Below are 25,261 nucleotides of genomic sequence, written 5' to 3'. Positions count from 1 at the left end.
TTTACGTCAGGCCGTCGCGCCAGCGTCTATCGTCATCACCGTTCCCGTCACATTACGCGCCCTGTCATCCAGCAGGTAGGCCACCGCATGCGCCACGTCCTCCGGCGCCGCCAATCGGCGCAGCGCGGCGCGACTCGCAATCTTGGCGCGGTCGTCCCCGTCGAGCGACGCCGTCATTTCCGTGTCGATAAAGCCCGGCGCAACCGCGTTGACGGTGACGCCCATGCGCCCCACCTCGCGCGCCAGCGATCTGGTGAAGCCGACCAACGCCGCCTTCGTCGCGCCATAGACGGCAAGACCGTTATAGCCTGTCGACGCGATGATCGAGGAGATGTTGACGATGCGTCCGCCGCCCGCCGACATCATATTGCGCACGACATATTTCGACAGGATGATCGGCGCCGTGACGTTTACGCGGGTCAGCATCTCGATCTGCGAATTATGCATGGTCGCCAGCAGGCCTTCCGCGCCGAGCCCGGCGTTGTTGACCAGGCCGTAAGGCGGCCCGAATTCCTTCTTCAGCCGAAGCACCGCATCCGGTATGGCGTCCAGCTCCGCAAGATCGAGCGCCGCGAAGGACAGAGCGCCGCCGCTTCGTGCGATTTCCGCGCCGAGTTCGTCGCTCTCCCTGCGGGCGACGGCGATGACGCGGAAACCCTCGGAAACCAGCCGCCGCGATATTGCGAGGCCCAGCCCCCTGCTGCCGCCAGTGACGATGACGTTGCGCATCAAGCCCGTCCGCGCAGAATTTTGCCGCCGGCCGACATGGCGAGCGACGGCACGAAATCGATGGAGACCGGCGCCTTGTGACGGTCGAGCCGCGCGCGGCAGGTCGCGAGGATCTCATCCTTCAGCGCGCGCTTGCGGTCTGGAGAAAGGTCTGTCTCCTTCAGCATCACCTGTGCGACGATGAGATCGCCGGTGATCGGATTGCGCCGCGCCTTCACGAGAGACATGCGCACCGCTTCGTGCAGATTGATCACCTGCTCGACCTCTTCCGGATGGACCTTCAGTCCGCCGACATTGATCGTGCCGGCGCGCCTGCCCCTGAAAAAGAAACGCTCGCCGACACGTTGGACGAGATCGTCCGTGTCGACGAATCCGTCATCATCCGCAAGCCGCAAATCGTCGCGTCCGACATAGCGGTCGGCGGTGCGCCGGGATTTGAGCCGCAACGAGCCGTCCACGACGCGCATCTCGACGTCGCCGAGGCCATCGAGATAAGCGGCCGGGAACCCCTCGCGGCCATCTGTCACTTCGAAGCCGACCCCCGCTTCCGTCGAAGCATAGGCGTGAACGACCTTCGCGTCGGGATAAAAGGCCGCGAGGCCGTCGAGGATCGCGCGATCGGCGATCTCTCCTGACAGGCGCGCATAAGCCGGCGCGATCCGCGCGGCGTCCGGACTCATCAACAGCCGACGCCAGTGCGAAGGCGTACCGGAAAGGTGCGTGACGCCAGCCTCGGCCATGCGCGCAACGTGATCGGCAAGCGTTTCGTCCGGGTCGGCGAGGAGCAGCGTCGCGCCCCCCGTCGCCGCGCGAAGGAAGATCTGCATCCCGCCGTAACGGCGAATATCATAGAAAGTAGCCCATACGGGCGCCGGATCGCCGACCTCACGCGGCCGCACGGCGCCGAGCAGGCCCTCCAACCGATGCGCTACGAGTTTCGGCGCGCCCGTCGTGCCGGATGTCGGCAATACCCATTCGGTCGAGACGGCGTTCCCCTGCGGCGGAGCGTCGGCGACAGGCGCGGAGATGAAAAAGCGCGGCCTCTCGACGCCGAAATCCTTCGCCGCATCGTCGCAGATAACCGCGTCGACGCCCGCTTGTTCAATCGCGGACGCCAATTGCTCGGCCGCGAAATCGGGCGGAGTAATCACCATGCGCGCGACGACGCCGTCGAGCTCGAGCATCGCGAGCGCCGCCGCATATTGCGACGAAACGCCGATGAGGACGGATTTGCCGGCGAGCGCCGCGCGGCGCCCGCTCAGGATCGTCTTGCCCATCGCCGCGCGCCACGGGATTTCTCCCGACCGCGCGCGCAGGCGCGCTTCTTCCAGGACCGCCCCGGCGAGCACGAGGCTTCGCAGATCAGGCGGCTGAGACATTTTCGTAAAGCGCGATGAAATCTGCGAGCGTCACGGGAAAATAAACTTCTTCCGACGCCGTGAACGGGTCGGCCCCGAGCGCGTCTTCGAGCCGCGCGACAATGATCGCGAAACAAAGAGAGTCGAGGCCGGAATTCGCAAGCACCGTGCCGTCCGCAAGCGGAGCAAGCTTCTTCTGCTGTTCAGCGGCGACCTCTTCCATCACGGAAAGCACTGTTAACCGTATGCTCATTGGCGCGAGCCTCTTCATTGTCGGCTAAGAAAGACGTAGCTACCTTTATATTCAATCTGCAAGCAATTCGCCGATGAATGGTGAATGTTAGCCACAATGGTTAAGTGCAAATGACCCAGGACGCGACGCCGAGAATTCGCTGCCGCATGATCGCCGAATCCGACACGCCCGCTCTTGTCGAGTTGCTTGGGCGCGGCTTTCCTGAGCGCGCCAAAGACTATTGGCGACGCGCGCTCGATACGCTCGCGCGCCGAGCGTCGCCGGAAGGCTATCCGCGCTTCGGCTACATGCTGGAGCACGAGGGCGCGCCGGTCGGCGTCATTCTCATGATCTTCACCAACGTCGTCGACAAGCAGATCCGCTGCAACATATCGAGCTGGTATGTCGATGAACCTTATCGCGGCTACGCCTCTCTTCTCATCGCCGCCGCCGTCCGGCACAAGGACGTCACCTACGTAAACATTTCTCCGGCGGCGCACACATGGCGGGTGATCGAAGCGCAGGGCTTCCGCCGCTATTGCGACGGACAGATGCTCGCTATCCCCGCCCTCAGCTCCTGGACCGCCAATGCGCGAGCTCGCGCCTTCGACAAGAAGCGCGATTACGGCGACGCGCTGACCGCACAGGAGCGCGATCTTCTGATCGCGCATGTCGAGCGCGGCTGCCTCGCATTCATCGTGCACGAAAAGCGCGACGCGCATCCGTTCGTCTTCCTGCCCCGGCGTCTCTTCAAAGGTCTTCTCCCGACGTTGCAACTTGTGTATTGCCGCGACATCTCCGATTTCCAGCGTTTCGCCGGACCGCTTGGAAGAGAGCTGCTTCGCCAGGGTCATCCGACCGTTCTGGTCGACGCCAGCGAGAAGATTTCGGGGCTTTTTGGAAAATTTTTCCGCGATCGCGGACCGAAATATTTCAAGGGCCCCAAGCGTCCCCGACTCGGCGATCTGGCGTTCTGCGAGAGCGTCCTCTTCGGACCGTGATTTTTAATCGACGAGCGCTCGAATGAAAGCCGTAAACGAAATTTCCGCCGCGCAGGCGCTGGTCGAACAGCTCATCGTCAATGATGTCGACCATATTTTCTGCGTGCCCGGGGAGAGCTATCTCGCCGTCCTCGACGCCTGCTATGCACGCGACGTGAAGCTCACGGTCTGCCGCAACGAGGCCGGCGCGGCGATGATGGCTGACGCCTATGGCAAGGCCACCGGCCGTCCGGGCATCTGCTTCGTCACGCGGGGCCCGGGCGCCGCCAACGCCTTTGCGGGCGTGCATATCGGGCAGCACGATTCGACTCCCATGATTCTCTTCATCGGACAGATCGAACGAAGCAACCGCGAGCGCGGAGCCTTTCAGGAGGTCGACTACCGCGCCATGTTCGGCGGACAGACAAAATGGACCGCCGAGATCGACGACGGCGCGCGAATGGCCGAATATGTATCGCGCGCCTTCCATGTCGCCATGGGCGGTCGACCCGGCCCGGTCGCGCTGGCGCTGCCCAAGGACATGCTCGAAGAGCGCGCGCCGGCTGTCGATTGCCCGGCAGCTGCGCAGATCGAGACCGCGCCCGGCGCCGACTCGATGGCGCGACTCGCCGCCCTGATCGATGACGCCGAGCGACCGCTCGTCATCGTCGGCGGCGCCCGCTGGGACGAAGCCGCCTCGCGCGAGATGATGGAATGGGCGCGCGCCTTCGACATCCCTGTCGCAACGAGCTACCGCCGCCTGCCTCTCTTCGATCCGCTACATGAATGCTATGCCGGCGACCTCGGCCTCGCCGCCAATCCGAAGCTCGTCGCGCGCGCAAGAGAGAGCGATCTCTTCATTCTCGTCGGCGGGCGGCTCGGCGAAATCCCGTCGCAAGGCTATAAGCTTTTCGACATCCCGACGCCGCAGACGCGCCTCGTGCATGTCTATCCGCAGGCCGAGGAATTCGGCCGCGTCTACGCGCCGGCGCTCGCAATCCACGCTTCGCCGAAGCCCTTCGTTGCCGCGCTGGCTTCGCTGAATCCGCCGCGCACAATCCGCTGGGCGGACGAGACGCGCGCCGCGCACCGCGATTATCTCGACTTCTCCCGCAGCTTCACGCCCTCGGCCGAAGTCGACATGGCGCGGACGATGATCTGGCTCTCCGACAATCTTCCTCCCGACGCGATCATCTGCAACGGCGCGGGCAACTACGCCTCCTGGATTCACCGCTATTTCCGCTTCCGCCGTTATGGATCGCATTTCGCTCCCACCTCCGCGACGATGGGCTACGGCGTCCCGGCCGCCTGCGCGATCCAGCGGCTCTATCCCGAGCGACTGGTCGTATCGTTGAACGGCGACGGCGATTTTCTCATGAACGGTCAGGAATTCGCGACCGCAGTCCAATATGCGCTGCCGATCGTCGTCGTCGTCTGCGACAATGCGAGCTATGGCACGATCCGGATGCATCAGGAGCGCAACTTTCCGGCGCGCGTCATCGCCACCGATCTTAAAAATCCGGACTTCGCCGCCTATGCGCGCGCCTTTGGCGGATTCGGCGTCCGCGTGGAGCGCACCGCCGATTTTCCTGACGCCTTCAACGCCGCTCGCGCGTCCGGAGCGCCGTCGATCATCCATCTGATGATGGATCCGGATCGAATTTCTCCGAACGCGAATCTGTCGGATCTTCGGGCTGAGGCCCTCTCGCACGCCTGATCGCGCCGGAAATGGAAAGGCTCGGCGACGCGCCGGGCCTCTCATCAGGAAACCGCGCGCAGCGGCGCGCGAGAATGCGCGAAGTCCCAATAGAGCGCGCGGGCGCGCTTGTACATCGCCCCCGCATCGAGCGCGCGCTCATCGATACGCGATATCGGCGCGACCTTCTGAAAGTTGCCGGTCGAGAATATCTCGTCGGCGGCGAGGAAATCGTCATAGGTGAGCGACGTTTCGACCACTTTTACTCCGTCCGCGCGCAGAAGTCCGATCACCCGCCGCCGCGTAACGCCATTGAGGAAAGTTCCATTTGCGGCCGGCGTAAACACGACGCCATCTTTTGCGAGGAAGGCGTTGGAATTTGCAAATTCGGCGATATTCCCCAGCATGTCGCGCATGAGGCAGTTGTCGAAGCCCCGTTTCGACGCCTCGATCAGCGCCCGCGCGCCGTTTGCATAGTGGCAGCTCGCCTTGGCGGCGACCGGCGCCGTCTCGGCGCTTGGACGACGAAACGGCGAGAGCGTGATCGCCCCGCCCTTCGGCGCGGGCATCGGCGCTTCATAGATCGTCAGGCACCAGTTGGTCGAGTTCGGCTCGAAGCGGACGCCGCCGCCAAACCCCTCTTCCGCCCAATACATCGGACGAATGTAGAGCTGTGCGTCGCGCGGAAATTTGCGCAAGCCGTCCTCGACCAGCGCACGCCAGTCCTCGACTGTCAGAGCCGGCTCGAGCAGCATTTCCCGCGCCGAGTTGTTGACGCGCGCGAGATGCAGATCGAGATCCGGCGTCACCCCCTCGAAGGCGCGCGCGCCGTCGAAGACCATCGAGCCGAGCCAGGCGCCATGCGTGCGCGGGCCGAGGATCGGCGCATTGCCGTCGCGCCATGCGCCTCGATGGAAGGTCCAGGTCTGCGACACGGGCTTGATCGGGACGAGAGACGCCATGGCCGCGCTCCAATGGTCAAACATTGCTGAACATGGCCGGCGCATCCGAGGCGGGCCCCAAGCCGAGCAAGCGCCCGAGCTTGCGAAAAGCTCGCGTCGCGAACATCACCGGCTGCGGAACTGGATTGCGGCAGAAGGCGACTTTGCGCACATAGTTTTCAACACGCCAGACCGCATGCGAGCCGGCGCGGAACAGCGCATGGTCGCCGGGGCCGAGGATATGTTCGACGCCCTCGTCGTCGCGGATCACCACCGAGCCTTCGAGAACATAAACGGTCTCGTCAATGTCGTAACGCCAGTTGAACACGCCCTTGGTGCAGTCCCACAACAGAGTCGACGCCCCGCCGTCGGCGCTGCGCGACAGAACGAACGTGCGGGCGAGCGGCGCACCCTCGATCACCCAGGCTGGATGGATCGGACAGGACACCATTTCGACATTCTTGCCTTGATAAAAAACGATCTTGTCGACGCTCATCGCCATCTCACCCTGTTCAAAGCCCTGCCCCGACTCAATCCAAACGAAGAACTTGCAGAACCGCGCGCGGCCACGCGCCGACAATCAGACCATGCGTCGCGAAGAGCGCAAGGGCGAGACGGTCGATCCCGAAAGCCACGCAGCCCGAATGCGCCGTCTCGCCGCTCTCGTCCGTCAGCCCCCATGTCTTGCCGAAATGATCGCGGTGATAGTTGAAGCTCATGCACGCTGTGGGTCCGCCCTCCGCTCGCACCGGAATTAGCAGCTCGAATTTCAGCGCCTGTTCGATCTGGTTTGCAGCCATCAACTGACCGACGCGCCCGAAGAACGGGTCGCTCGCCCGGTCGAAACGATAAGGAAGTTGCAGGGCCTCCGCGATCGACTGCGCACGTTGCATCCACTGCTCCCGGAAAGTCGCAATCTGAGCCGGCGCGCCGATGCGCACATACTCCCGCATACGGAACGATTGCAGACGGTCGAGATCCTTCGAAGGCTCGTGACGAAAGCAGTCCGCGGCGACGTCAAAGGTCAGGCCCCTGGCCGGAACCGGACCTTTCTCCGCCGCGATCGGATAGATCGGATAGCAGGCGGCGGGACTGAGCACGAGATCAGCGGAAGTCGTCTCGCTCGTCCAGTCTGCGCCCCGCCTGGCGCGATCGACGGCGGCCGATACATCCGTCTCGGTTCCGTGCAGCGCGCACACGCAGCCGAGGAGTTGCGGAAAGCTGTTCAGATAGCCCTGCGTTTCGAGCTGGCGCAGGCTCATGACAGGCGGGAAGCGGAAGACTTCCGCGTCATCGGGCCGATGCCGCGAAATCAGCTGCTGCAAAACGTCGGCGACCTCCTCATATTCCCGTGTGCGCGCATAGACGCCCTCGACGCCCATGGGGCGGAAGAGGCGGTCGAGGATATTTCCGTCCGCGACCCGCTTAGACTTCGTCGCCGTTTCCATCCTTCGCTCCCTCGTTACCGTGTCTTCACGATCGATTCCGGAACGCCGCCGATGAGGCAGGACGTCGCCACATTGTTGAGGATGCGGTTATTGTTGATCATGATCGACGAGGACAGAATGTCGCGCAGCGGGCGCGAAACGCTGAATTCGCTGTCATTGCGGTATCCCGCGATGCCGCATGCCTGGAAGGCGAGCATCACCGTGGAGATCGCCATTTCCGACGCGCTTACCTTCAGAAGATTGAGCGAAGTCTGAAACGAAATCTCGTCGAGCGCCTCGGGATCGGCCATGCGCGACAGATAGTCGTTCGTCGCGGAGTCGACGAGATTGGCGAGGTTCATGAGAGAGAGCGACGCCTGCGTCGCATAGGGCGCGCCGGGCGGCAGATTTCCTTTTTGCGCGCGAGAAACCTTCCGGACGAATTTTTGCGCGCGCTCGACGGCGCCGGCGGCGACGCCGGCCCAGCAGGCCGCCCAGAGAAGATGCGTCACGGGAACCATGCTGCGGCGATGCACCTTGTCGTAGGATTCGGAGAGCACCTGCGCGCTGTCGCCGCTGGCGAGAAGCCGGAAGCCTTCGCTGCAGGTGCCGCGCATTCCCATCACATCCCATTTCACAGTGCGTTCCAGCGCGTAATCTTCCTTGAAGAACAGCGCGAGAACCTGGTCGCTCGGCAACGACTCCGGCGAACGGCGCGCGGTGGTGACGATCGCGTCCGCGGCGGCGCCGTAAGAAACCACGGAAGCGTCGCGGTCGAGAGAAATGCGGTCGCCCTCGCGAACAATGGCCGACGCGCTGGAGCGGACATTCGCGCCGTTCTGACCTTCGGTCGTCGAGGACGCGAGCAACATCTGTTCGATCCCGATGCGACGCAGATAGGAGAGATAGCGCTCGCTCGTGTCGCCGTGGTTGAGCACGCAGGCGACATTCGTCATGTGCATGGCGTAGATCATCGCCGTGGACGAACAAACGCGGCCAAGCGCATAGCAAACCTGCGCGGCGTCGGCGACGGTGCGACCGTCGCCGCCGTAAGCGCGCGGAAGAATGACGCCGAGAAGGCGCTGCGCTTTCAGTTCGTCGAACGCTTCCCTCGGGAACCGCGCTTCCTGATCGACGGCGTTCGCGAATGTCGCCGCGACCGCGACGGCCGCTGCAATTCTCGACGCCAGATCTTCATCGCGCTGGAACCGGCCGCGCGCATCGATCGTCACGAAATTTTCCGCCGTCGACATGGAAGCGCCTCGTCTCGTTGGTTTGCGTCGCTTTATCCAGTCGCAGATTACGGCCGCGCTCGTGAACAATCCATGTTCTTCTTCAAATTGCCGGAGTAAAGGTTAACCCATTCAATTGTCCGTTCTTTGAAAGACTTTTCTTTACCTGTGGCTCTTAAAATTCTAACTGTTAAATCACATCAATGTCGCGACGCATTGGAGACAAAAGTGGACGCTTCGACACTTCAGACATCGCACCGCATCAACGCGATCGTTGGACAATTTATCACGCAGCAAGAGCAGCTCGAGCGCGATCGGGATCTTCAGGAACTGGGTCTTACGTCGATGCAGATGGTGAACCTGATGCTGTCGATCGAAGCGGAATTCGATCTCACCATCCCGAGCTCCAAGCTCGTCCCGGCCAATTTCCGCACAATCGAGAATATCGAAAGACTTTTGCGCGAACTCGCGCATTGACGTCTCGCCGCCCGGAAGACAAAACGCTCCAGTCCGTTGCTGGAGCGTTTCTTTTCGCGTCCGTTCGGCGACCAGGCCGTCGGCCTCATGCGCTGTTACGCAACGCGTCGGTCCGTCGAGACACCGCTTCCAGCCAGTTGCGATAAAGCCGCGCCGTGTCCCGGGCCCAATCGGCCTGCCGGGTTTCGCCGGACAGAATTTCGCTCAGTTCGCGTTCCGCGCCGCAAGCGCCGGCCGATACGCGATCTTTCAGCATGCCCAGACGCCGTCGCGTCTCGTCGCCGAAATAATTTTCGGGCGGCGCCGGATAGTCGTCTCTTTCGCCGGCGAGATAACGCAGAACGTCGCGCCGATACTCTTTCAGCAGCGTGTCGGCGTCATATTCCGGGTGGCCTTGCAGGAAGACGAACAGGCTCGGCTCCTCGCGCCAATACATGTCGACGCCCGCCTCGTCGGAACAGGCGGCGACATGGAAGCCTTTCCGTTCCAACTCCGCGCGCGGCAGATCGTTATAGCGCGAATGCGGCGTGAGGCGCGCACGCGAGGGCTCCTCCCCGCTCCAGTCCGAACCGGTCTCCCGGAAAGAATAGACGCCGCTGATCTTGCGCGGCATCCGCCGACGCTCGATCCCCGCGAGATGCAACGTCGCCGCATGGGCCGCCAGACAGGACCATATCGTTGAATGCGTGTGCAGGCGCGCCCAATCGACCAAGGTCTGCATTTGCGGCCAATAGGGCTCGTGGTCCAGACGCGCGGCGCGCGGCTCGCTTCCCGTCACGATCAACGCGTCGGCGCCGCGGCGGTAGAGCGCTTCAATGTCTTCATGGCTTCTTTCCAGAAAGCGCCGCGCGACATCGCCCCGCTCCAGGCCCGGAAGCCAGTAACAGCGCCATTTGATCTCGCGCCCCCTCGCGCCCGCGCGCACCAGACGCGCGAATTGCGCCTGCGTGGCGGCCAGCGCCTGATCGGGCATGTTGTTGACGAGCGCCACTTCCAGAACCTTGCCGGGGCGGCGCGCCAGCCCAATCATTCCGCCGCCTCCACGAAACCGGGGCCGCGCACGGCGTTGGCGGCCGCAGTAAGGGCGCGGTCGAGATCCTCGACGATATCGTCAATATGTTCGATGCCGACGCTGATGCGCAGCATTTCCGGCGTAACGCCGGCCTTCGCCTGCTCCTGCGGCGACATCTGGCGATGCGTCGTGGAGGCGGGATGACAGGCCAGCGACTTGGCGTCGCCGATATTGACGAGGCGCCTGATGACTTGAAAAGAGTCATAGGCGCGCTTACCGGCTTCCAATCCGCCCTTGACGCCGAAGGTCAGAAGCGAAGGCGCGCGACCGCCGAGATATTTCTGCGCCAGCGCGAAATAAGGGCTTTCCGGAAAGCCTGCATAATTCACCCAGGCGACGCGCGGATCGTCGCGCAAAAATTCGGCCGCCTTCCGCGCATTCTCCACATGCCGTTCGACTCGCAGCGCGACCGTTTCGAGTCCCTGCAGCAGCAGGAAGGCGCTGAGCGGCGCCAGCACCGCGCCGGTCGTGCGCTGATAGACGCTGCGGGCGCGGGCGATATAGGCGCCTTCGCCGAAGCGGTCGACATAAACGAGGCCGTGGTACGAAAGGTCCGGCTCGTTGAAGGCAGGGAAACGCTCTGGATAATCCCGCCAGGAAAATTTTCCGCTATCCACAATGATTCCGCCGAGCGTCGAGCCGTGGCCTCCCATGAATTTCGTCATGGAGTGCACCACGATGTCGGCGCCGTGCTCGATCGGTCGAAGAAGGATCGGCGTAGCCACCGTATTGTCGACGATGAGCGGCGCGCCATGCGCATGCGCGACATCGGCGATCGCCCGCAAGTCGCATATATTCCCGGCCGGGTTGCCGACGCTCTCGCAGAAGACGGCTTTGGTGTCGGCGTCCATGGCGGCGGCGATGTCGGCTGTCGCGTCGCTCGCGGCGAAGCGCACCTTGACGCCCTGCCGCGCCATCACGTGCTGGAGCAGCGTGTGCGTCGTGCCGTAAAGCGTCGGCGCGGAAACGATATTGCCGCCGCTGTCGGCGACATTGGCGAAAGCGTAATAAAGCGCCGCCTGTCCGGTCGACACGGCGAGCGCGCCGGCCCCGCCTTCGAGCTGGGCCACGCGGCGCTCCAGCACGGCGACGGTGGGATTGGCGATGCGACTGTAGCGGAAGCCCTCTTCCTCGAGATCGAACAACGCCGCCGCGTGATCCGCGCTGTCGAATTCATATGCGACCGTCTGATAGATCGGCACGGCGGCGGCGCGGGTCGTCGGATCGCCTTCATAACCGCCGTGAACCGCGATCGTTTCCTTACGCATGTGACTTGTCTCCCGGGTCGCCGCTGGCCGGCCGGCGACGATCCTCGACCGAGATCCGGATAAATCGTCTAAACATTTAAACGGCTTCGCCCGCGGGGGCGACGAAAAGCACGCCGTAACCCTAACGAACCGCCACGCTTTCCTTCGGATTTTGCGAGAATTATCGGATATGCTCGACGCGAGGCGCGTTTGCGCGCGGCATCCAGACGGTGAAGGAATCAATGAGCCCCGATAGCGCGACGTTGCAAGCGCCGACGCGGACCGCGAGCGCGGGCCGCTCGGTTAACAAAGACTGGTTGCGCGCCCTGAAGCTCGCCGCCTCCGTCGACGAAAATCCGCGCCGCACGCTGCCTGTCGCGTTCGAGGAAATTGCGAGCGAACGCGGCGACGCGCCGGCGATCCTTTTCGCAAGCGGCGGATTCACCTTTCGTGAACTCGCCTCGCGCGCGCGCCGCTATGCGCGCTGGGGCGTCACGAAAGGACTCGCCAAAGGCGACGCGGTGGCGCTCGTCATGGAGAGTCGCCCGGATTATGTGGCGATCTGGCTCGGCCTTACGCAAATCGGCGTCGTCGTCGCGCTCATTAATCCTCATCTCGCCGGCGCCGCGCTCACGCATTGCATTCGCATCGCGACGCCGCGCCTTGTGCTCGCCTCTCCCGCGCTCGCCGGGGGGTGCGCGCCGGCCGCGTCGGAGAGCGGCGCCCGCCTCGTGATCTGCGACGAAAGGCTTGATAAGGAGCTTGCGCCGCTCTCGCCTGCGCCGCTCGACCTCGACCCAGCCGCCCAGTCCACGGTCGCGGACCAAGCGCTCTACATCTACACCTCCGGCACGACGGGCCTGCCGAAGGCGGCGATCGTCTCGCATAGGCGCGCGCTGAACTGGGGCCTGTGGTTCTGCGGGCTACTGGACGTCACGCCCGCCGACCGCATGTATAATTGCCTGCCGCTCTATCATTCCGTCGGCGGCGTCGTCGCGATCTTCTCGGCGCTGCTCGGCGGCGGCTCGGTCGTCCTGCGCGAGCGCTTCTCAGCGAGCGCCTTCTGGAGCGACGTCGTCAGTTACGACTGCACGCTGTTTCAATATATCGGCGAACTCTGCCGCTATCTCATCAATGCGCCGGAGAGCGGCCCGGAGAAGAAGCACCGCTTGCGGGCGGCGGTCGGCAACGGGCTACGGCCGGAGGTTTGGCCGGTTTTTCAAAACCGGTTCGACATCCCGCGCATTCTCGAATTCTACGCCGCGACGGAAAGCAATTTTTCGCTCTATAATGTGGAAGGCGAGCCCGGCTCCATCGGGCGCATTCCCGGCTTTCTCGCAAGCAGCCAGGTCGTTCGCCTCGTGAAGTACGACATGGAGAGCGACGCGCCGTTGCGCGGCGAAGACGGGTTTTGCATCGCCTGCGGACCGGACGAGCCGGGCGAGGCCATCGCGCGCGTCGCAGGCGATTTCGAGGGCTATCTCGATCGCGCGGCGTCCGAGAAGAAAGTCCTGCGCCATGTCTTCAAGCAAGGCGACGCATGGATGCGCAGCGGCGACCTCATGCGCAGGGACGCGCGCGGCTTCTTCTTTTTCGTCGACCGCGTCGGCGACACATTCCGCTGGAAGGGAGAAAATGTGGCGACCGCCGAAGTTGCGCAGGCGATCGCTTCCTATCCAGGCGTTCTCGACGTAAATGTCTATGGGGTCGAGGTCCCGGGGCGCGACGGCCGCGCGGGCATGGCGGCGATCGTCGCAGGCGACGGTTTCGCGCTCGACGGGCTTTATACGCATCTCGCCGCGCGACTCCCCCCCTATGCGCGCCCGCTCTTCCTGCGCCTGTCGCGCTGCCTTGAGATCACGGAGACTTTCAAGCACCGGAAGCGCGAGCTCGCCGCCGAGGGCTTCGACCCGCGCAAGATTTCCGACCGCGTCTTTTTCGCGTCGTCCGAGCGTTCTATATATGCCGCCTTGGATTTGGCGCTTTATGAGAAAATTCTCGCCGGCGCCGTTTCCATATAGGCGGTTGCAGCGCGAGAGGTAGGCGATGAAAGTCGATGTCGGCGCATTGTCCGTCGTTCTCAACGAAGGCGTCGACGGCGCCGGCCCTCTTTCCGGCGCGACCTTCGTCGTGAAGGAAAATATCGACGTCAAGGGTCACGTCTCGACCAATGGCCATCCGCTCTGGGCGTCGACCCACGCCCCGGCGCAGGCCAACGCATCCGTTGTCGATAAGCTGCTTGCGGCGGGCGGACGCCTTGTCGGCAAGTCGCATATGGATGAGATGGCCTACAGCCTGCTCGGAGCCAATCCGCATTTCGGCACGCCCATCAATCCGGCGGCGCAGGATCGTCACCCGGGCGGCTCGTCTTCGGGTTCGGCGGTCGCCGTCGCCGCAGGATTAGTGAACTTCGCCATCGGCACGGACACCGCCGGCTCCTGCCGGGCGCCGGCGGCCTTTTGCGGCGTCTTCGGCTTTCGTTCGTCACATGGCGCGATCCCGATGGACGGCGTTGTTCCGCTTGCGCCCTCGCTCGACGTCATCGGCTGGTTCGCGCGCGATCTCGGCAGGATGGCGGATGTCGGCAATGCGCTGCTGCCGGAGGACTCCAGCGCCAGCGATTACGATCAGGCCGTATTGATGAACGACGGCTTTCGCAGCGTCGAAGCGGAATTCGCCGCCGCCGCCGCGCCGGCGATCGATATGCTGAAAAGCGGAACATGGCGCGAAGGCCGGCTCGACGACGATTTTTTCAAGAACGCCCTCGCACATTTCCGCAATCTGCAGGCGCATGAGGCCTGGGCCTCTCACGGCGCCTGGATCGCGGCGAATCACCCGACCTTCGGTAAGGGCGTCGAGGAGCGCTTCGCCATCGCCTCCGAGGTGACGCTCGACCAGAAGAAGGCTGCGGTCGCCTTTGGAGAGGAGGCGAAGAAGCGCATCGACGCGCTGCTGGGCGACGACGGGTTCCTTGTCATGCCGACAACGCCCTTCCGCGCGCCGCTCCTCACAGAGAGCGAAGAGCAGCTCGACGCGAAGCGCTATCAGATGATGCGGCTCTTTTTGATCGCCAGCTATTTCGGCCTCCCGCAAATCAGCCTGCCGCTGCCGACAAATGGCGAGGCGCCTGTCGCATTGTCCTTCGTCGGCCGACGCGGAACCGACCGCAAGCTGATCGCGCTGGCGCAGCGCTTCTGCGGGAAGATGAAGAAGTAATTGACGCTTCTTTGCTTGCGGCCTTCATCCGGAGCGCCGATCCCGAGCCCCCTCTTCCCGCGAGCGGCAAGAGGGTGGCGTCGCCGTTCATCTCCCCCGCGCGAGGAACTGCTTGATCCGCATCGTCAATCTGTCCCGCACCTCGCGATAGCCCGCAAGGATGGCCTCGCGCGAGCCCTGCCTCACCGTGGCGTCCGGCGTCGGCCAGTAAACGACGTCGACGGCCATGGTCCGGGTGAACTCCAGCGCCTTGTGATGCGCCTCCGGCGACAGGGTGATGATGAGATCAAAATTGGAGTCTTCGAGATCCTCGAAGGTATGGGGTCTGTGGCGGGACATGTCGACGCCGATCTCCTCCATCGCCGCGACTGCGAAAGGGTCCGGCTCGCCGCGCTTGATGCCGGCGGAAGCAAAGTAGATCTCACGGCCGAAATAATGGCGCGCGATGGCCTCGGCCATGGGCGAACGCACCGTGTTCATCGTGCAGGCGAAGAGGACGGATTGCGGGCGGTCGCCCATCGCCGTCACCCTTTCCAGTGCAAGGCCGTGATCAGCGTGAAGAGCCGCCGCGCCGTGTCGGCGTCGGTTTCGACCTTGCCTTTCAGCCGCTCGGCCAAAAGCTGCGCCCCTTCGTTGTGGAGACCGCGCCGGCCCATGTCGATCGCCTCGATCCGGCTCGGCGTCGCGGTGCGGATGGCGGCGTAATAAGCGTCGCAGATCATGAAATAGTCTTTGAGAATGCGCTTGAAAGGCGTGAGCGACAGAATATGGGTGACGACGCTGGCGCCGTTCTGGTCGCGAATGTCGAAGACGAGCTTCGCGTCCATCAGCGAAATGCTGAGCGCATAGGGCCCGCCATTATGGCCGACCAGCGCGAAGTTGTTCTCCTCGATCAGATCATAGACGGCGATGGCGCGCTCGTGCTCCTGGTCGGCCGAGCCGCGCCCGATCGAATTCTCGTCGAGCGTGACCGAGATAAGCCGATTCTGCGCGCAAACGTCCACGCTATGCCCCGATCGAATTGAGCCGGATCGAGACGGAACGGGCATGGGCCGTGAGGCCCTCGGCCTCGCCAAGCGTCACCGCCGCAGAGCCAATGGCGCGCAGCGAGTCGGCGTCGCATTTCAGGATCGAGGTGCGCTTCACGAAGTCGAGGACCGAGAGGCCAGAGGAAAAGCGCGCAGAGCGGGCCGTCGGCAGAACGTGATTGCTGCCGCCGACATAGTCGCCCACCGCCTCCGGCGTGTAGCCGCCGATGAAGATGGCGCCGGCGTTCGAGACGCGGGCCGCGAGGTCCTCGGCCTCCACGGAAATGATTTCCAGATGCTCGGCCGCGATGCGGTCCGCGAGCGACAGGGAGTCGGAGAGTTTCTTGACAAGGATCACCGCGCCATAGTCGCGCCAGGACTTGCCCGCGATCTCGGAACGCGAGAGCGTTGCGAGATGGCGCTCCACCGCCGCGACGGTGGCGGCGGCGATCTCGGCGCTGTCGGTAATGAGGATGGACTGCGCCGACTCGTCATGCTCGGCCTGCGCCAGAAGATCGGCGGCGATCCAGTCGGGATTGGCGGTCTTGTCGGCGAGGATCAGCACTTCCGAAGGACCGGCGATCATGTCGATGCCGACCTGGCCGAAGACGCGGCGCTTCGCGGCCGCCACCCAGGCGTTGCCGGGCCCGACGATCTTGGCGACGGGCGCGATGGTCTTGGTGCCGTAGGCCAGCGCCGCGACGGCCTGCGCGCCGCCCACGCGATAAATTTCGTCGATGCCGGAGCGCTTGGCGGCGGCGAGCACCAGCGGCTCGACATGGCCGCCCGGCGTCGGGACCACCATGACGATGCGCTTCACGCCCGCCACCTTGGCCGGGACGACGTTCATGGCCACGGAGGACGGATAGGCCGCCGTGCCGCCCGGCACATAGAGGCCGACCGAATCGAGCGGCGACCAGCGCCAGCCGAGCTCCACCCCGGCCGCGTCGCGATAACGCAGATCCTCGGGCTTCTGCTTCTCGTGGAAAGCCGTGATGCGCTCCAGCGCGAGATCGAGCGCGGCGAGCTGCTCCCTGGAGCAATTGGCTTCCGCCGCGGCGACCTCGGCGGCCGAGACTGCGATGCCGGTCTGCGCCAGATCAATGCGATCGAAACGCTTGGAATAATCGATCAGCGCCTCGTCGCCGCGGGCGATCACGTCCTCGATTATCCCCCGGACGGTCGTGTCGACGTCCTGTGAGGACTCCCGCTTCATGGCGAGCAGAGACACGAACTGCTGCTCGAAATCAGGGGCGGCGGCGTCCAAACGCAGGGTCATATCCATCTCCAACCGGGGTTCCCGGTTGTCATGACCTTGGGGGAGCGCTTTCGTCAAGTTTGATGATTTGGGCGAAGCAATCAGGCAACGCCGGGTATGAGCGCGGCCCGGCGGGGCAAGGCGAGTGAAGTCCCGCTACGCTGTTCATTGGGGGAATGGCGCGGCGCCGTCCGTATCATGACTCGGCCGCGCGGCCGTCTTCCAGCGGGGGCCGATGTCGGTCAATTGCGCCTCCACGCACTCCACGTCGAGACAAATCGCCGCGCCGCCGGCGAAGGTCAGGCGGATCGTCCCGCCCGGCGGCTCGGGGCCCGGCTCGAAGGTGACGGCCAGAAGATCGAGGATCATATCAGGCTGGTCGCGGGAGACCCGATTGCAGCGCACCCGCTGCACACCCTCGAAATGCAGCCCCGATCGGCAGCGCTCGAGCCGCCCCTCCATCTCGGCCGCCCAGTCGAAGCGCGAGCCGACCAGCGCGAAACGGCGCTTGGCGGGCAGATAGGTCATGTCGCCGATGCGCACCAGCGCGTCTTGCAGATGCGCGGAAAGAAGCGCGAGATCTTCGCTATCGAGCGCATGCAGGCGCAGCACGGGCGCCAAGGGGCCATTCTCGAGCGGGGTTACGGCCATGCTGATCCTCCCTGCACGCGATATGGCGAGACCGACGAAGGGACGCAAGTGCGCCGGACCACGCTAACGCAGGCCGCGCGCCGTCTGTCCACGCCTCTTTTCGAACCGCCGAAACTGTGGCCTCATCCATGGCGGACACATTGCAAGGCGCCCGATTGGGAGGAAATGGCGATGACAGATATTTACGCCGGCTACGCCAGGGACATTTACACGGAGCCTTCCGATGTCGACAACGACACGCTGAAGAACCTTGGCCCCCTCCGTCCCATGGCCGGCGTCTGGCGCGGGGTGAAGGGCGTGGACGTCAATCCCAAGGCCGAAGGCCCCAAGACGCAGGCCTATATCGACCGCATCGTCCTCGAGCCGATCGACCCGCAAACCAACGGGCCGCAACTCTTCTACGGCCTGCGCTATCACCAGCATGTCGTCAAGCCGGGCGAGATCGAGACCTATCACGACCAGATCGGCTATTGGCTGTGGGAGCCCGCCACGGGCGCCATCATCCAGACGCTCGCCATTCCACGCGGGCAGACGGCGATGGCGGTCGGCAAGGCGGCGCCCGGCGCCACGGAATTCGAGCTCGTCGCGACGCGAGGGCTGACGACCTACGGCATCTGTTCGAACCCCTTTCTGGAGCAGGCGTTCAGAACCGACGAATATCGCATCAAGGTGACGATCAATGGCGACGGGACGTGGTCCTATGACGAAACCACGACCTTGACGATCAGGGGCCAGACGCCTTTCAAGCATACGGATCGGAACACGCTTGTGAAAGTCGGCGAACCGGCCCCCAACCCGCTCGCGCAATCGCAAAGCTAGCGCGCGAAAATCGACCGGTTTGGCGTTCTCGCCGCTTTCTACGCCTCGGGGCAGCCCTTTTGCATTGCTTCGCGGCCGGCCGCGAGGATCTCGTCGGGGGTCATGTCGCGTATGTGCGTCGCGATCGACCACTCGTGGCCAAAGGGGTCCACGACGACCCCATAGCGGTCGCCCCAGAACATGTCGGCGACGGGCATCTTGACCGTGGCCCCCGCCGCGACCGCCCGCGCGAAAACCTCGTCGACATTGGGCGCGGCGACATGGATCGTCACCGAGGTTCCATTGCGCGCCTTCGGACCGAGGGCGCCCCATTGCGGCATTTCATCGACGAGCATCAGCATGGAGTCGCCAATCCTGACGCTCGCATGCATCAGCTTGCCGTCCGGCCCGGGCATGCGCATGATTTCCGTCGCGCCAAAGGCTTTCTTGTAGAACTCGATCGCCTCCGCCGCGCCGGCGCAGACGATGTGCGGCGTAAGCGTATGCACGCCCTCCGGGACCGGTCTCGCTTTCTCGCTCATTGCTTGGCCTTTCCGCTCTTAGCCGATCTTGCGAAGCGACGTGCGCAAGGCGTCGGCGTCTCCCTGCGCAAGCTCCTGGTCCAGCGCCGCATGCGCAGCGCGCCAGATCGGCAACGCCGCCGCCAGCGTTTCGCGCCCCGCCTCGGTAAGCGACAACCGGCGCGCGCGCCTGTCCTTTTCGTCTGCGGCGATGGCGGCGAGCCCGCGCCGCTCGAGCGATTTCATCGCGGCCGACAGCGTCGTGCGGTCCATGGCTAAAAACTCGGCGAGCTTGCCGACCGTCGGGGCCTGCGGGGCGTTCAAAGCCATCATCAGCGAGAATTGCCCATTGGTGACGCCGACCGGGGCGAAGGCGCGATCAAAGCGCCGCGCGAGCCGGCGCGCAGCCCGTTGAGTCGCGAGGCACAGGCAGTTGTCGCGAACCTCATGAACGACCTCGATGGGCAGCATTTTTGACATGGCGCATTTACGTTGATATCAACGTTTATCGGCCCTGTCCAGCCGCTTTCCCATCCAAAGGAGCGCCCAATGCGCAAAGTGAGAACCTGTCTCGCCTTTCGGGATCAGGCGGAGGAAGCGGCGCGCTTCTATGTGTCGCTCATTCCCGGCTCCGAGTTCGAAACCGCCTTCCGTCCCGACCCGAGCGGCCCGGCGCTCGCCGTTTTCTTCACCCTTGCCGGAACGCCCTATCAGGCGCTGAACATGGGTGACTATGCCGTGCTCAACGACGCCGTCTCGATTTCCGTAACGACCGGGGATCAGGAAGAAACCGACCGCCTGTGGGCGGCCCTGCTGGCGGATGGCGGCGCGGCAAACCGCTGCGGCTGGCTCAAGGACCGCTTCGGCCTCTCCTGGCAGATCGTCCCCGAGGCCCTGCCCCGGCTCCTGACCGATCCCGACCGCGCCGCGGCCGCCCGCGCGATGCAGGCCATGATGGGAATGGTGAAGCTCGACATCTCCGCGCTGGAGAAAGCCTTTCGCGGAGACTGACTAAGAAAGATCGATCACCGTCTTGACCACATGTTCGAGCGGCGTCCCCTCCGCGGTCAGCGTCATACTCAGCTTCAGCTTGTCGCCGTCGACCTTGTGTTCGCGCACGACGCGCTCGATCTCCCGCTGCGAGGTGACGCCGACTTCCTTGAGGAATTTCCGAACGGCCATGTTGAAAGCGTCTTCGTTCATCGTTCGTCTCCCTGCTTTTAACCCAAATTAGCGCGGCGACGAGAAGACGAAACCCTACTGTCATGCTTAAGTAGGGAAAATTAAAGTGGATTTCGTAAAGAAGCACATCTTTCCCAAAACGGGCGCGTCCAATGAGCATGACGGGCAAGATTGGTTCGTTCGGTGGCTATGAACCTCTCTTCACCAGCACAGAACGCCGGAGGTTCCAGCGGGTCCACATCGATTTGTTCGGGCGGATCGTCCTTCCGTCGAAAGAGGAGCGTCAGTGCCGCACGGTGGACATCTCGCCCGGCGGGATGAACCTCATGTGCACGGCGCGACCCGAGATCGGGGACAATATCGTCGCCTATATCGACGCGCTGGGACGCTTCACCGGCCAGGTCGTGCGCAGGTCGCCCGAGGGCTTCTCCATGACCATTAATGCGTCGCCCGAAAGACGGGAGATGCTGGCCGACAAGCTGACCTGGTTCGCAAATCGCATCGCGCTCAACCTCGCGGACCAGCGGGGCCACGAGCGCATCGAGCCCATCCAAAAATTCGTCCCGATGCGGCTGGGTTCCGGCGAGGAGCTGGTGGTCACGATCCGCGACCTCTCCGCGTCCGGCGTCAGCGTCGAAGCCAGCTATCTGCCGCCCGTCGGCGAGCGCGTCTCGATCGGGAAAGCCTATGTGACGGTCGTCAGACATTTCGAGGGCGGTTTCGCCGCGAACTTTCTGACGCCATTTCCCGCGAAGGAGATCGATCAGGCGGCGCGGCTTTAGGCCGCCGCACGCCGCTCCTGCGTCGCCCCGGAACCAGGCTGCGTTTGGGCGGGCGACGAAGACTCAATCCTGAAACGGATTGTGCACGAGGATCGTGTCGTCGCGCTCCGGGCTCGTCGAGAGCAGCGCGACCGGGGCGCCGATCAGCTCCTCGATGCGGCGCACATATTTGATCGCCTGCGCCGGCAGATCGGCCCAGCTCCGCGCGCCGCTCGTCGTCTCCTTCCAGCCGGGGAAGCTTTCATAGACCGGCGTCACGCGCGCCTGCGCGGATTGCGACGCCGGCAGGCGGTCGATGCGCTTGCCGTCGAGCATGTAATGCGTGCAGATCTTGATCTCGTCGAAGCCGTCGAGAATGTCGAGCTTGGTCAGCGCGATGCCGTTGATCCCCGAGGTCTTCACCGCTTGGCGCGTCAGCACCGCGTCAAACCAGCCGCAGCGGCGACGGCGGCCGGTATTAGTGCCGAATTCATGGCCGCGATCGCCGATCAATTCGCCGATGGCGTCGTTGAGCTCCGTCGGGAAAGGACCGCCGCCGACGCGCGTCGTATAGGCCTTGGCGATCCCCAGCACATAGCCGATCGCGCCAGGCCCAAGCCCCGAACCGCTCGCGGCCGCAGCCGCCACCGTATTGGAGGACGTCACATAGGGATAGGTGCCGTGATCGACGTCGAGCAGCACGCCCTGCGCGCCCTCGAAAAGGATGCGCTTGCCCCAGCGGCGTTGCTCGTCGAGCAGGTCCCACACCGCATCCATGAAGGGCAGGATCTTCGGCGCGGTCGAAAGCAGCTCCTCGCGCAGCGTCGCGGCCGAAACCTCCGGCAGGTCGAGGCCCTTGCGCAGCGGATTGTGGTGGGCGAGCACGCGCGCGATCTTGTCGTCGAGCGTATCCGGCTCGGCGAGGTCCATCAGGCGGATCGAGCGACGGCCGACCTTGTCCTCGTAAGCGGGGCCGATGCCGCGTTTCGTGGTGCCGATCTTGGCGCCGCCCGCGGCGCCCTCCTCGCGATGGGCGTCAAGCTCGCGATGCAGCGAGAGAATGAGCGGCGCGTTCTCGGCGATCTTGAAATTGGCGGACGTGACCTCGACGCCCTGCTCCCGCAGCCGGTCGATCTCCCCGACGAGAAAATGCGGATCGACGACGACGCCGTTGCCGATGACCGAAAGCTTGCCCGGCCGCACGATGCCCGAGGGCAGCAGCGCGAGCTTGTAGGTCTTGCCGTCGATCACGAGCGTATGGCCGGCGTTGTGGCCCCCTTGGAAGCGCACGACCACGTCCGCCTCCAGCGACAGCCAGTCGACGATCTTGCCCTTGCCCTCGTCGCCCCACTGGGCGCCGACCACCGCCACATTCGCCATGATTTTGTCTTCGCAGCTTCAAAAACGGCAAAAGCCCCACGCGGTAACGCGAAGGGCTCGTTACGGGCGGGGTTTAGCGCAGGACGCCCGCGCGGTAAAGACCCCGAGCCCGGGGTCGGAGGCGACAGGAACATCCCGGCGGCTCGGCGGTTGCCGTGGGCAGGAAAGAGGCCTCCCATGACCGCAGCCGCCGCCGACCGGGTTCAAAACCACACCTCAGACGCCGTCAACCGCACGATCCACGAGGAAATGCTGGAGCGGCTCGTCTATTTCGCGCTTCACCCGGCCAGAATCGACCAGCGGCTGAACGAACTCGATCGCGAGTGGGACATCGAGAGGGCGCTGGAGGCGAACGCCTCGACGCTGGCGCTTATCGGCCTTGGCCTCGGCTTCGCCGCCAATCGCCGCTGGCTCGCCCTCCCTGTCCTCGTCGCGGGTTTCCTGCTCCAGCACGCCATGCAGGGCTGGTGCCCGCCTCTGCCCGCGCTGCGTCGCCTCGGCTTCCGCACGAGTCAGGAGATCGACCAGGAGCGCTACGCGCTGAAGGCGCTTCGCGGCGATTTTCGTCAGGTCGAAAGAGCGATGGTTCGACTTCAGGAGAGCCTGCGCGAGCACAGGGTCTAACCGCCATCCCCGCGAGGCCCTGGCCGCCGATGGTCGCGACCCGTCGGCGCCTCCGCAGTGAAGGCGGCGACGCTCGAAGGGCGGCGCGACCTCCCTACAAATGCGCAAGGGATTGCACGAAATGTGCAAGGGAGCCGCGCAGGAGAGGCCGCGATGGAACGGGCGTTGATCCAGCAGCAACTCGACCGCGTCGAGAGCTATCTGCTCATCGACGCGCGCCGCGTGAACGAGCAGCGCAAGCGCGTCATCAACCTCGAGAGCGTCGGAGGCGACGCCGCGCTGGCGAGAGAACAACTCAGCCAGGCCGAGGAGATTCAGGCGGCGCATGTCGCAGACGTCGAGCGATTGCGGCGTGAGCTTATGGAAGCGACGGAATGACGGCGCTTTATAGCCGAAAGCTCGGCGGACCGCGGAGCTTTCAGAGAAACGCCACGCTTGCTCGCGGCTTCTTTTGGGTTGCTAATAGCGTCCGGAGCGGCGCCTGAACTGGAAGCTTTGGCCTTGAACAGCAATGTCACCGACTTTCGTCCCCTCAAGGCTGCGGCTTTGCAGGGAGGTGCGCGTCATTCAGGCTTGGAGTGCGTCGGACCGTTGCATTGGGGCGCGCATATCTGCCTGATGTATGCGTCGCAGGACGAGCTTCTGGAAATCCTCGTCCCCTATTTCCGCGAGGGGCTGCTTTCCAACGAATATTGCCTGTGGATCACCTCGCGGACTTTGACGCCTGAACGAGCCGCCGACGCATTGCGCGCGGCGCTGCCCGATCTCGATCAGTATCTCTCCAATGGGCAGATCGAGATCCTCGACGACACGGAGTGGTATACGCGCGGCGGCGTTTTCAACGCCGCAAGGGTAAGCGAGGGTTGGTTCGACAAGCTGCATCTCGCGCTCGAACGCGGCTTCGACGGCCTGAGGCTTTCCGGCGACACGGCGTGGCTCGCCCAAGAGGATTGGGACGCCTTCGTGCAATATGAAGCGGTGCTCGATCCGGCTATCAAACAGCAGCGCATCCTGGCGCTCTGCACTTATGCGCTGGAGAAACTCCGTAAGCAGGAGCTCTTCGACGTGGTGGCGAACCACGAATTCGCTCTTATTCGCGAACGCGGCGCGTGGACCACGTTCAAGTGCTACGCGCGCTGTCGCAACGAGCAGGTTGTGCGCGAGAGCGAGGCGCGGCTGCGCGCGACGATCGACGGCGCGAGCGACGGCATCGTCACCTGCGATGGAGCGGGCGCCATCGTTCTCGCCAATCTCACGGCGCAATGCATCTTCAATTGCCCGCCCTTTGAACTGATCGGCTCCAATATCGGCGATTTCGTTCCAGACCTCGCCAAGGCCATGCGCGGCGGCCTGGATCTTCGCCCCCACGCCATCTTTAGCGGCGAGGCGCGGCGCAAGGACGGTTCGGCTTTCCCGGTCGAATGGACGCTCAGCGTCGTGACCGCGGACAACCAGCCGCTCTTTGTCGGCTTCGTGCGCGACCTTACGCAGCGGCGCGCGGCCGAAGCGCAAATCCGCAAGCTTCACGCGGATCGCGTCGGCGCCATCGGCGGCATGGCGACGGCGCTCGCGCATGAATTGAACCAGCCTTTGACCGCGGCCGCGAGCTATCTTCAGGCGGCGCAACGCCTCTTGCGCATGCCGGAGCACGCGCGTCCGGCGCGCGTCGAAAACGCGGTCGATCGCGCCGCCGAGCAGGCGCTGCGCGCGGGGAAGATCATCTCCCATATCCGCGAATTCGTGACGCGCCGCGATCCCGACAAGACCATCTGGGATTTGCACGACCTCGTCCAGGACGCTTGCGAGCTGACCAATCAAAGCGCCCGGCAGATCGGCGTCGATCTGAAATGCGATTTTTCCGCCGCGAAACAGCGGGTCCTCGCGGACAGAATCCAGATCGAGCAGGTGATGGCGAACCTCATCCGCAACGCGGTGGAGGCCGTGCAGAACGCAGAAATGCGAGAGGTCACGATCGCGACCTCCTGCGCTGGCGACGCCGTGCAGATCGACGTGATCGATACGGGCGCGGGCTTCCCCGAGGAGATCAAGGCCGACCTCTTCGAGCCTTTCGTCACGTCCAAGGCGCACGGCCTCGGCGTTGGCCTTTCGGTCTCGCGCGCGATCATCGAGGCGCATGACGGCCGGATATGGGCCCGGCCGAACCCCGACGGCGGCTCGATCGTCAGCTTCACGCTACCGGCTGCGTGACGCATTAAAGGCGCGGCACAGAAGCCCGATGGCCCTGCCGCCTGCGTAAGTGGGTGTCTTGAATGGTGGGCGCGACAGGGATTGAACCTGTGACCCCTACGATGTCAACGTAGGAACAACACGATTACAGAGGTTTCCCTAAAGCCCCTGACTATCCACAAACACCTGTTATTTAAGCATATGTTATTTGCTTGGTTGCGCTCGGCGAGGCGTGAGATTACCTTTCTGCGCTGACGTATTGCT

At 64.1% G+C, this 25,261-nt stretch carries 28 protein-coding genes; 11 read left to right on the top strand and 17 right to left on the bottom strand.

Annotated features, from left to right (window positions below; translation table 11 throughout):
• Window positions 1-6 precede the first annotated feature (6 nt).
• Genes ACNHKD_RS09305 through ACNHKD_RS09295 form a run of 3 tightly spaced genes read right to left on the bottom strand, consistent with a single transcriptional unit; the run spans window position 7 to window position 2,340 of the window.
• Window positions 7-729, bottom strand: coding sequence for an SDR family NAD(P)-dependent oxidoreductase (locus ACNHKD_RS09305; protein ID WP_442756763.1), 723 nt, complete (start codon window positions 727-729; stop codon window positions 7-9).
• The gene (locus ACNHKD_RS09300; protein ID WP_442756762.1) at window positions 729-2,108 is read right to left on the bottom strand and encodes an AMP-binding protein; all 1,380 of its coding nucleotides are present in this window, start codon (window positions 2,106-2,108) and stop codon (window positions 729-731) included. The genes ACNHKD_RS09305 and ACNHKD_RS09300 overlap by 1 nt, the downstream gene beginning before the upstream one ends.
• Entirely contained in the window at window positions 2,092-2,340 is a 249-nt protein-coding gene (locus ACNHKD_RS09295) for an acyl carrier protein (RefSeq protein WP_442756761.1), read from the bottom strand. Before ACNHKD_RS09295 ends, ACNHKD_RS09300 begins: the two co-directional genes overlap by 17 nt.
• A 110-nt stretch (window positions 2,341-2,450) precedes the next feature.
• Here ACNHKD_RS09295 and ACNHKD_RS09290 point away from each other — a divergent pair, with 110 nt between their 5' ends.
• A complete protein-coding gene (locus ACNHKD_RS09290; protein ID WP_442756760.1) occupies window positions 2,451-3,320 on the top strand; it encodes a GNAT family N-acetyltransferase in 870 nt (289 codons plus the stop codon).
• A gap of 22 nt (window positions 3,321-3,342) precedes the next feature.
• On the top strand, window positions 3,343-5,016 hold the full coding sequence (locus tag ACNHKD_RS09285; protein ID WP_442756759.1) for a thiamine pyrophosphate-binding protein: 1,674 nt from the start codon (window positions 3,343-3,345) through the stop codon (window positions 5,014-5,016).
• A 44-nt stretch (window positions 5,017-5,060) separates the two neighbouring features.
• Here the strand turns inward: ACNHKD_RS09285 and ACNHKD_RS09280 are convergent, their stop codons facing one another.
• Genes ACNHKD_RS09280 through ACNHKD_RS09265 form a run of 4 tightly spaced genes read right to left on the bottom strand, consistent with a single transcriptional unit; the run spans window position 5,061 to window position 8,616 of the window.
• Window positions 5,061-5,957, bottom strand: coding sequence for a branched-chain amino acid aminotransferase (locus ACNHKD_RS09280; RefSeq protein ID WP_442756758.1), 897 nt, complete (start codon window positions 5,955-5,957; stop codon window positions 5,061-5,063).
• Window positions 5,958-5,973: 16 nt separating this feature from the next.
• Window positions 5,974-6,432: a cupin domain-containing protein gene (locus ACNHKD_RS09275; protein ID WP_442756757.1), complete on the bottom strand. Its 459-nt coding sequence runs from the start codon at window positions 6,430-6,432 to the stop codon at window positions 5,974-5,976.
• A 34-nt stretch (window positions 6,433-6,466) separates the two neighbouring features.
• Window positions 6,467-7,384, bottom strand: a complete 918-nt coding sequence (locus ACNHKD_RS09270) for an amino acid--[acyl-carrier-protein] ligase (RefSeq protein WP_442756756.1) — start codon at window positions 7,382-7,384, stop codon at window positions 6,467-6,469.
• Between the two features lie 14 nt (window positions 7,385-7,398).
• Window positions 7,399-8,616, bottom strand: a complete 1,218-nt coding sequence (locus ACNHKD_RS09265; protein WP_442756755.1) for an acyl-CoA dehydrogenase family protein — start codon at window positions 8,614-8,616, stop codon at window positions 7,399-7,401.
• Between the two features lie 207 nt (window positions 8,617-8,823).
• Between ACNHKD_RS09265 and ACNHKD_RS09260 the strand changes: the two genes are divergently transcribed.
• On the top strand, window positions 8,824-9,072 hold the full coding sequence (locus ACNHKD_RS09260) for a phosphopantetheine-binding protein (RefSeq protein WP_442756754.1): 249 nt from the start codon (window positions 8,824-8,826) through the stop codon (window positions 9,070-9,072).
• Window positions 9,073-9,157: 85 nt separating this feature from the next.
• On the opposite strand, the gene ACNHKD_RS09255 is transcribed toward ACNHKD_RS09260, so the two are convergent.
• Window positions 9,158-10,102 carry a homoserine O-acetyltransferase/O-succinyltransferase family protein gene (locus ACNHKD_RS09255; RefSeq protein ID WP_442756753.1) on the bottom strand — a complete coding sequence of 315 codons (945 nt, stop codon included), beginning with the start codon at window positions 10,100-10,102 and terminating at the stop codon, window positions 9,158-9,160.
• Window positions 10,099-11,412, bottom strand: coding sequence for an O-acetylhomoserine aminocarboxypropyltransferase/cysteine synthase family protein (locus tag ACNHKD_RS09250; protein ID WP_442756752.1), 1,314 nt, complete (start codon window positions 11,410-11,412; stop codon window positions 10,099-10,101). The genes ACNHKD_RS09255 and ACNHKD_RS09250 overlap by 4 nt, the downstream gene beginning before the upstream one ends.
• A 221-nt stretch (window positions 11,413-11,633) precedes the next feature.
• Here ACNHKD_RS09250 and ACNHKD_RS09245 point away from each other — a divergent pair, with 221 nt between their 5' ends.
• A complete protein-coding gene (locus ACNHKD_RS09245; protein WP_442756751.1) occupies window positions 11,634-13,412 on the top strand; it encodes a long-chain-acyl-CoA synthetase in 1,779 nt (592 codons plus the stop codon).
• 25 nt (window positions 13,413-13,437) lie between these two features.
• Window positions 13,438-14,607 (top strand): amidase, encoded by a 1,170-nt coding sequence (locus ACNHKD_RS09240; RefSeq protein WP_442756750.1) that lies wholly within the window; start codon window positions 13,438-13,440, stop codon window positions 14,605-14,607.
• An 87-nt stretch (window positions 14,608-14,694) separates the two neighbouring features.
• Here the strand turns inward: ACNHKD_RS09240 and ACNHKD_RS09235 are convergent, their stop codons facing one another.
• The 4 genes from ACNHKD_RS09235 to ACNHKD_RS09220 form a co-directional block, all read right to left on the bottom strand.
• Window positions 14,695-15,126: an arsenate-mycothiol transferase ArsC gene (locus ACNHKD_RS09235; RefSeq protein WP_442756877.1), complete on the bottom strand. Its 432-nt coding sequence runs from the start codon at window positions 15,124-15,126 to the stop codon at window positions 14,695-14,697.
• Between the two features lie 5 nt (window positions 15,127-15,131).
• Window positions 15,132-15,611, bottom strand: coding sequence for a UPF0262 family protein (locus tag ACNHKD_RS09230; protein WP_442756749.1), 480 nt, complete (start codon window positions 15,609-15,611; stop codon window positions 15,132-15,134).
• Between the two features lies 1 nt (window position 15,612).
• On the bottom strand, window positions 15,613-16,914 hold the full coding sequence (gene hisD, locus ACNHKD_RS09225) for a histidinol dehydrogenase (protein WP_442756748.1): 1,302 nt from the start codon (window positions 16,912-16,914) through the stop codon (window positions 15,613-15,615).
• A 144-nt stretch (window positions 16,915-17,058) separates the two neighbouring features.
• Complete coding sequence (locus ACNHKD_RS09220) at window positions 17,059-17,544, bottom strand: DUF2948 family protein (protein WP_442756747.1); 486 nt, start codon at window positions 17,542-17,544, stop codon at window positions 17,059-17,061.
• A gap of 171 nt (window positions 17,545-17,715) precedes the next feature.
• Between ACNHKD_RS09220 and ACNHKD_RS09215 the strand changes: the two genes are divergently transcribed.
• Entirely contained in the window at window positions 17,716-18,363 is a 648-nt protein-coding gene (locus ACNHKD_RS09215) for an FABP family protein (protein WP_442756746.1), read from the top strand.
• A 38-nt stretch (window positions 18,364-18,401) separates the two neighbouring features.
• On the opposite strand, the gene ACNHKD_RS09210 is transcribed toward ACNHKD_RS09215, so the two are convergent.
• Window positions 18,402-18,884: a VOC family protein gene (locus tag ACNHKD_RS09210; RefSeq protein ID WP_442756745.1), complete on the bottom strand. Its 483-nt coding sequence runs from the start codon at window positions 18,882-18,884 to the stop codon at window positions 18,402-18,404.
• 18 nt (window positions 18,885-18,902) lie between these two features.
• Entirely contained in the window at window positions 18,903-19,343 is a 441-nt protein-coding gene (locus tag ACNHKD_RS09205) for a MarR family winged helix-turn-helix transcriptional regulator (protein WP_442756744.1), read from the bottom strand.
• 69 nt (window positions 19,344-19,412) lie between these two features.
• Here ACNHKD_RS09205 and ACNHKD_RS09200 point away from each other — a divergent pair, with 69 nt between their 5' ends.
• Complete coding sequence (locus ACNHKD_RS09200) at window positions 19,413-19,874, top strand: VOC family protein (protein WP_442756743.1); 462 nt, start codon at window positions 19,413-19,415, stop codon at window positions 19,872-19,874.
• On the opposite strand, the gene ACNHKD_RS09195 is transcribed toward ACNHKD_RS09200, so the two are convergent.
• The gene (locus ACNHKD_RS09195; RefSeq protein ID WP_442756742.1) at window positions 19,875-20,066 is read right to left on the bottom strand and encodes a DUF6494 family protein; all 192 of its coding nucleotides are present in this window, start codon (window positions 20,064-20,066) and stop codon (window positions 19,875-19,877) included. It abuts the gene before it with no gap.
• A gap of 131 nt (window positions 20,067-20,197) precedes the next feature.
• On the opposite strand from ACNHKD_RS09195, the gene ACNHKD_RS09190 reads away from it, so the two are divergent.
• The gene (locus ACNHKD_RS09190; protein WP_442756741.1) at window positions 20,198-20,827 is read left to right on the top strand and encodes a PilZ domain-containing protein; all 630 of its coding nucleotides are present in this window, start codon (window positions 20,198-20,200) and stop codon (window positions 20,825-20,827) included.
• 63 nt (window positions 20,828-20,890) lie between these two features.
• Here ACNHKD_RS09190 and ACNHKD_RS09185 read toward each other — a convergent pair whose 3' ends face one another.
• Complete coding sequence (locus ACNHKD_RS09185) at window positions 20,891-22,186, bottom strand: adenylosuccinate synthase (RefSeq protein WP_442756740.1); 1,296 nt, start codon at window positions 22,184-22,186, stop codon at window positions 20,891-20,893.
• A 177-nt stretch (window positions 22,187-22,363) separates the two neighbouring features.
• Between ACNHKD_RS09185 and ACNHKD_RS09180 the strand changes: the two genes are divergently transcribed.
• The 3 genes from ACNHKD_RS09180 to ACNHKD_RS09170 all read left to right on the top strand — a co-directional run bounded on the left by ACNHKD_RS09180 (window position 22,364) and on the right by ACNHKD_RS09170 (window position 25,018).
• Window positions 22,364-22,810, top strand: coding sequence for a hypothetical protein (locus ACNHKD_RS09180; RefSeq protein WP_442756739.1), 447 nt, complete (start codon window positions 22,364-22,366; stop codon window positions 22,808-22,810).
• 153 nt (window positions 22,811-22,963) lie between these two features.
• Window positions 22,964-23,188, top strand: coding sequence for a hypothetical protein (locus tag ACNHKD_RS09175; protein ID WP_442756738.1), 225 nt, complete (start codon window positions 22,964-22,966; stop codon window positions 23,186-23,188).
• 123 nt (window positions 23,189-23,311) lie between these two features.
• A complete protein-coding gene (locus ACNHKD_RS09170) occupies window positions 23,312-25,018 on the top strand; it encodes an MEDS domain-containing protein (protein WP_442756737.1) in 1,707 nt (568 codons plus the stop codon).
• Window positions 25,019-25,261 lie beyond the last annotated feature (243 nt).

It is taken from the genome of Methylocystis sp. JAN1 (genome assembly GCF_052186135.1).
Lineage (GTDB): Bacteria > Pseudomonadota > Alphaproteobacteria > Rhizobiales > Beijerinckiaceae > Methylocystis.
This window is presented reverse-complemented; position numbering and strand designations above follow the sequence as displayed.

What these genes read in the sequence shown, in the direction of transcription:
- ACNHKD_RS09290 (WP_442756760.1), top strand. Translation starts at nt 2,451, where the DNA reads ATGACCCAGGACGCGACGCCGAGAATTCGCTGCCGCATGATCGCCGAA.
- ACNHKD_RS09265 (WP_442756755.1), bottom strand. Translation starts at nt 8,616, where the DNA reads ATGTCGACGGCGGAAAATTTCGTGACGATCGATGCGCGCGGCCGGTTC.
- ACNHKD_RS09300 (WP_442756762.1), bottom strand. Translation starts at nt 2,108, where the DNA reads ATGTCTCAGCCGCCTGATCTGCGAAGCCTCGTGCTCGCCGGGGCGGTC.
- ACNHKD_RS09200 (WP_442756743.1), top strand. Translation starts at nt 19,413, where the DNA reads ATGCGCAAAGTGAGAACCTGTCTCGCCTTTCGGGATCAGGCGGAGGAA.
- ACNHKD_RS09235 (WP_442756877.1), bottom strand. Translation starts at nt 15,126, where the DNA reads ATGGGCGACCGCCCGCAATCCGTCCTCTTCGCCTGCACGATGAACACG.
- ACNHKD_RS09185 (WP_442756740.1), bottom strand. Translation starts at nt 22,186, where the DNA reads ATGGCGAATGTGGCGGTGGTCGGCGCCCAGTGGGGCGACGAGGGCAAG.
- ACNHKD_RS09305 (WP_442756763.1), bottom strand. Translation starts at nt 729, where the DNA reads ATGCGCAACGTCATCGTCACTGGCGGCAGCAGGGGGCTGGGCCTCGCA.
- ACNHKD_RS09210 (WP_442756745.1), bottom strand. Translation starts at nt 18,884, where the DNA reads ATGAGCGAGAAAGCGAGACCGGTCCCGGAGGGCGTGCATACGCTTACG.
- ACNHKD_RS09250 (WP_442756752.1), bottom strand. Translation starts at nt 11,412, where the DNA reads ATGCGTAAGGAAACGATCGCGGTTCACGGCGGTTATGAAGGCGATCCG.
- ACNHKD_RS09270 (WP_442756756.1), bottom strand. Translation starts at nt 7,384, where the DNA reads ATGGAAACGGCGACGAAGTCTAAGCGGGTCGCGGACGGAAATATCCTC.
- ACNHKD_RS09240 (WP_442756750.1), top strand. Translation starts at nt 13,438, where the DNA reads ATGAAAGTCGATGTCGGCGCATTGTCCGTCGTTCTCAACGAAGGCGTC.
- ACNHKD_RS09285 (WP_442756759.1), top strand. Translation starts at nt 3,343, where the DNA reads ATGAAAGCCGTAAACGAAATTTCCGCCGCGCAGGCGCTGGTCGAACAG.
- ACNHKD_RS09190 (WP_442756741.1), top strand. Translation starts at nt 20,198, where the DNA reads ATGAGCATGACGGGCAAGATTGGTTCGTTCGGTGGCTATGAACCTCTC.
- ACNHKD_RS09245 (WP_442756751.1), top strand. Translation starts at nt 11,634, where the DNA reads ATGAGCCCCGATAGCGCGACGTTGCAAGCGCCGACGCGGACCGCGAGC.
- ACNHKD_RS09215 (WP_442756746.1), top strand. Translation starts at nt 17,716, where the DNA reads ATGACAGATATTTACGCCGGCTACGCCAGGGACATTTACACGGAGCCT.
- ACNHKD_RS09295 (WP_442756761.1), bottom strand. Translation starts at nt 2,340, where the DNA reads ATGAGCATACGGTTAACAGTGCTTTCCGTGATGGAAGAGGTCGCCGCT.
- ACNHKD_RS09205 (WP_442756744.1), bottom strand. Translation starts at nt 19,343, where the DNA reads ATGTCAAAAATGCTGCCCATCGAGGTCGTTCATGAGGTTCGCGACAAC.
- ACNHKD_RS09220 (WP_442756747.1), bottom strand. Translation starts at nt 17,544, where the DNA reads ATGGCCGTAACCCCGCTCGAGAATGGCCCCTTGGCGCCCGTGCTGCGC.
- ACNHKD_RS09275 (WP_442756757.1), bottom strand. Translation starts at nt 6,432, where the DNA reads ATGAGCGTCGACAAGATCGTTTTTTATCAAGGCAAGAATGTCGAAATG.
- ACNHKD_RS09255 (WP_442756753.1), bottom strand. Translation starts at nt 10,102, where the DNA reads ATGATTGGGCTGGCGCGCCGCCCCGGCAAGGTTCTGGAAGTGGCGCTC.
- ACNHKD_RS09175 (WP_442756738.1), top strand. Translation starts at nt 22,964, where the DNA reads ATGGAACGGGCGTTGATCCAGCAGCAACTCGACCGCGTCGAGAGCTAT.
- ACNHKD_RS09280 (WP_442756758.1), bottom strand. Translation starts at nt 5,957, where the DNA reads ATGGCGTCTCTCGTCCCGATCAAGCCCGTGTCGCAGACCTGGACCTTC.
- hisD (WP_442756748.1), bottom strand. Translation starts at nt 16,914, where the DNA reads ATGACCCTGCGTTTGGACGCCGCCGCCCCTGATTTCGAGCAGCAGTTC.
- ACNHKD_RS09180 (WP_442756739.1), top strand. Translation starts at nt 22,364, where the DNA reads ATGACCGCAGCCGCCGCCGACCGGGTTCAAAACCACACCTCAGACGCC.
- ACNHKD_RS09195 (WP_442756742.1), bottom strand. Translation starts at nt 20,066, where the DNA reads ATGAACGAAGACGCTTTCAACATGGCCGTTCGGAAATTCCTCAAGGAA.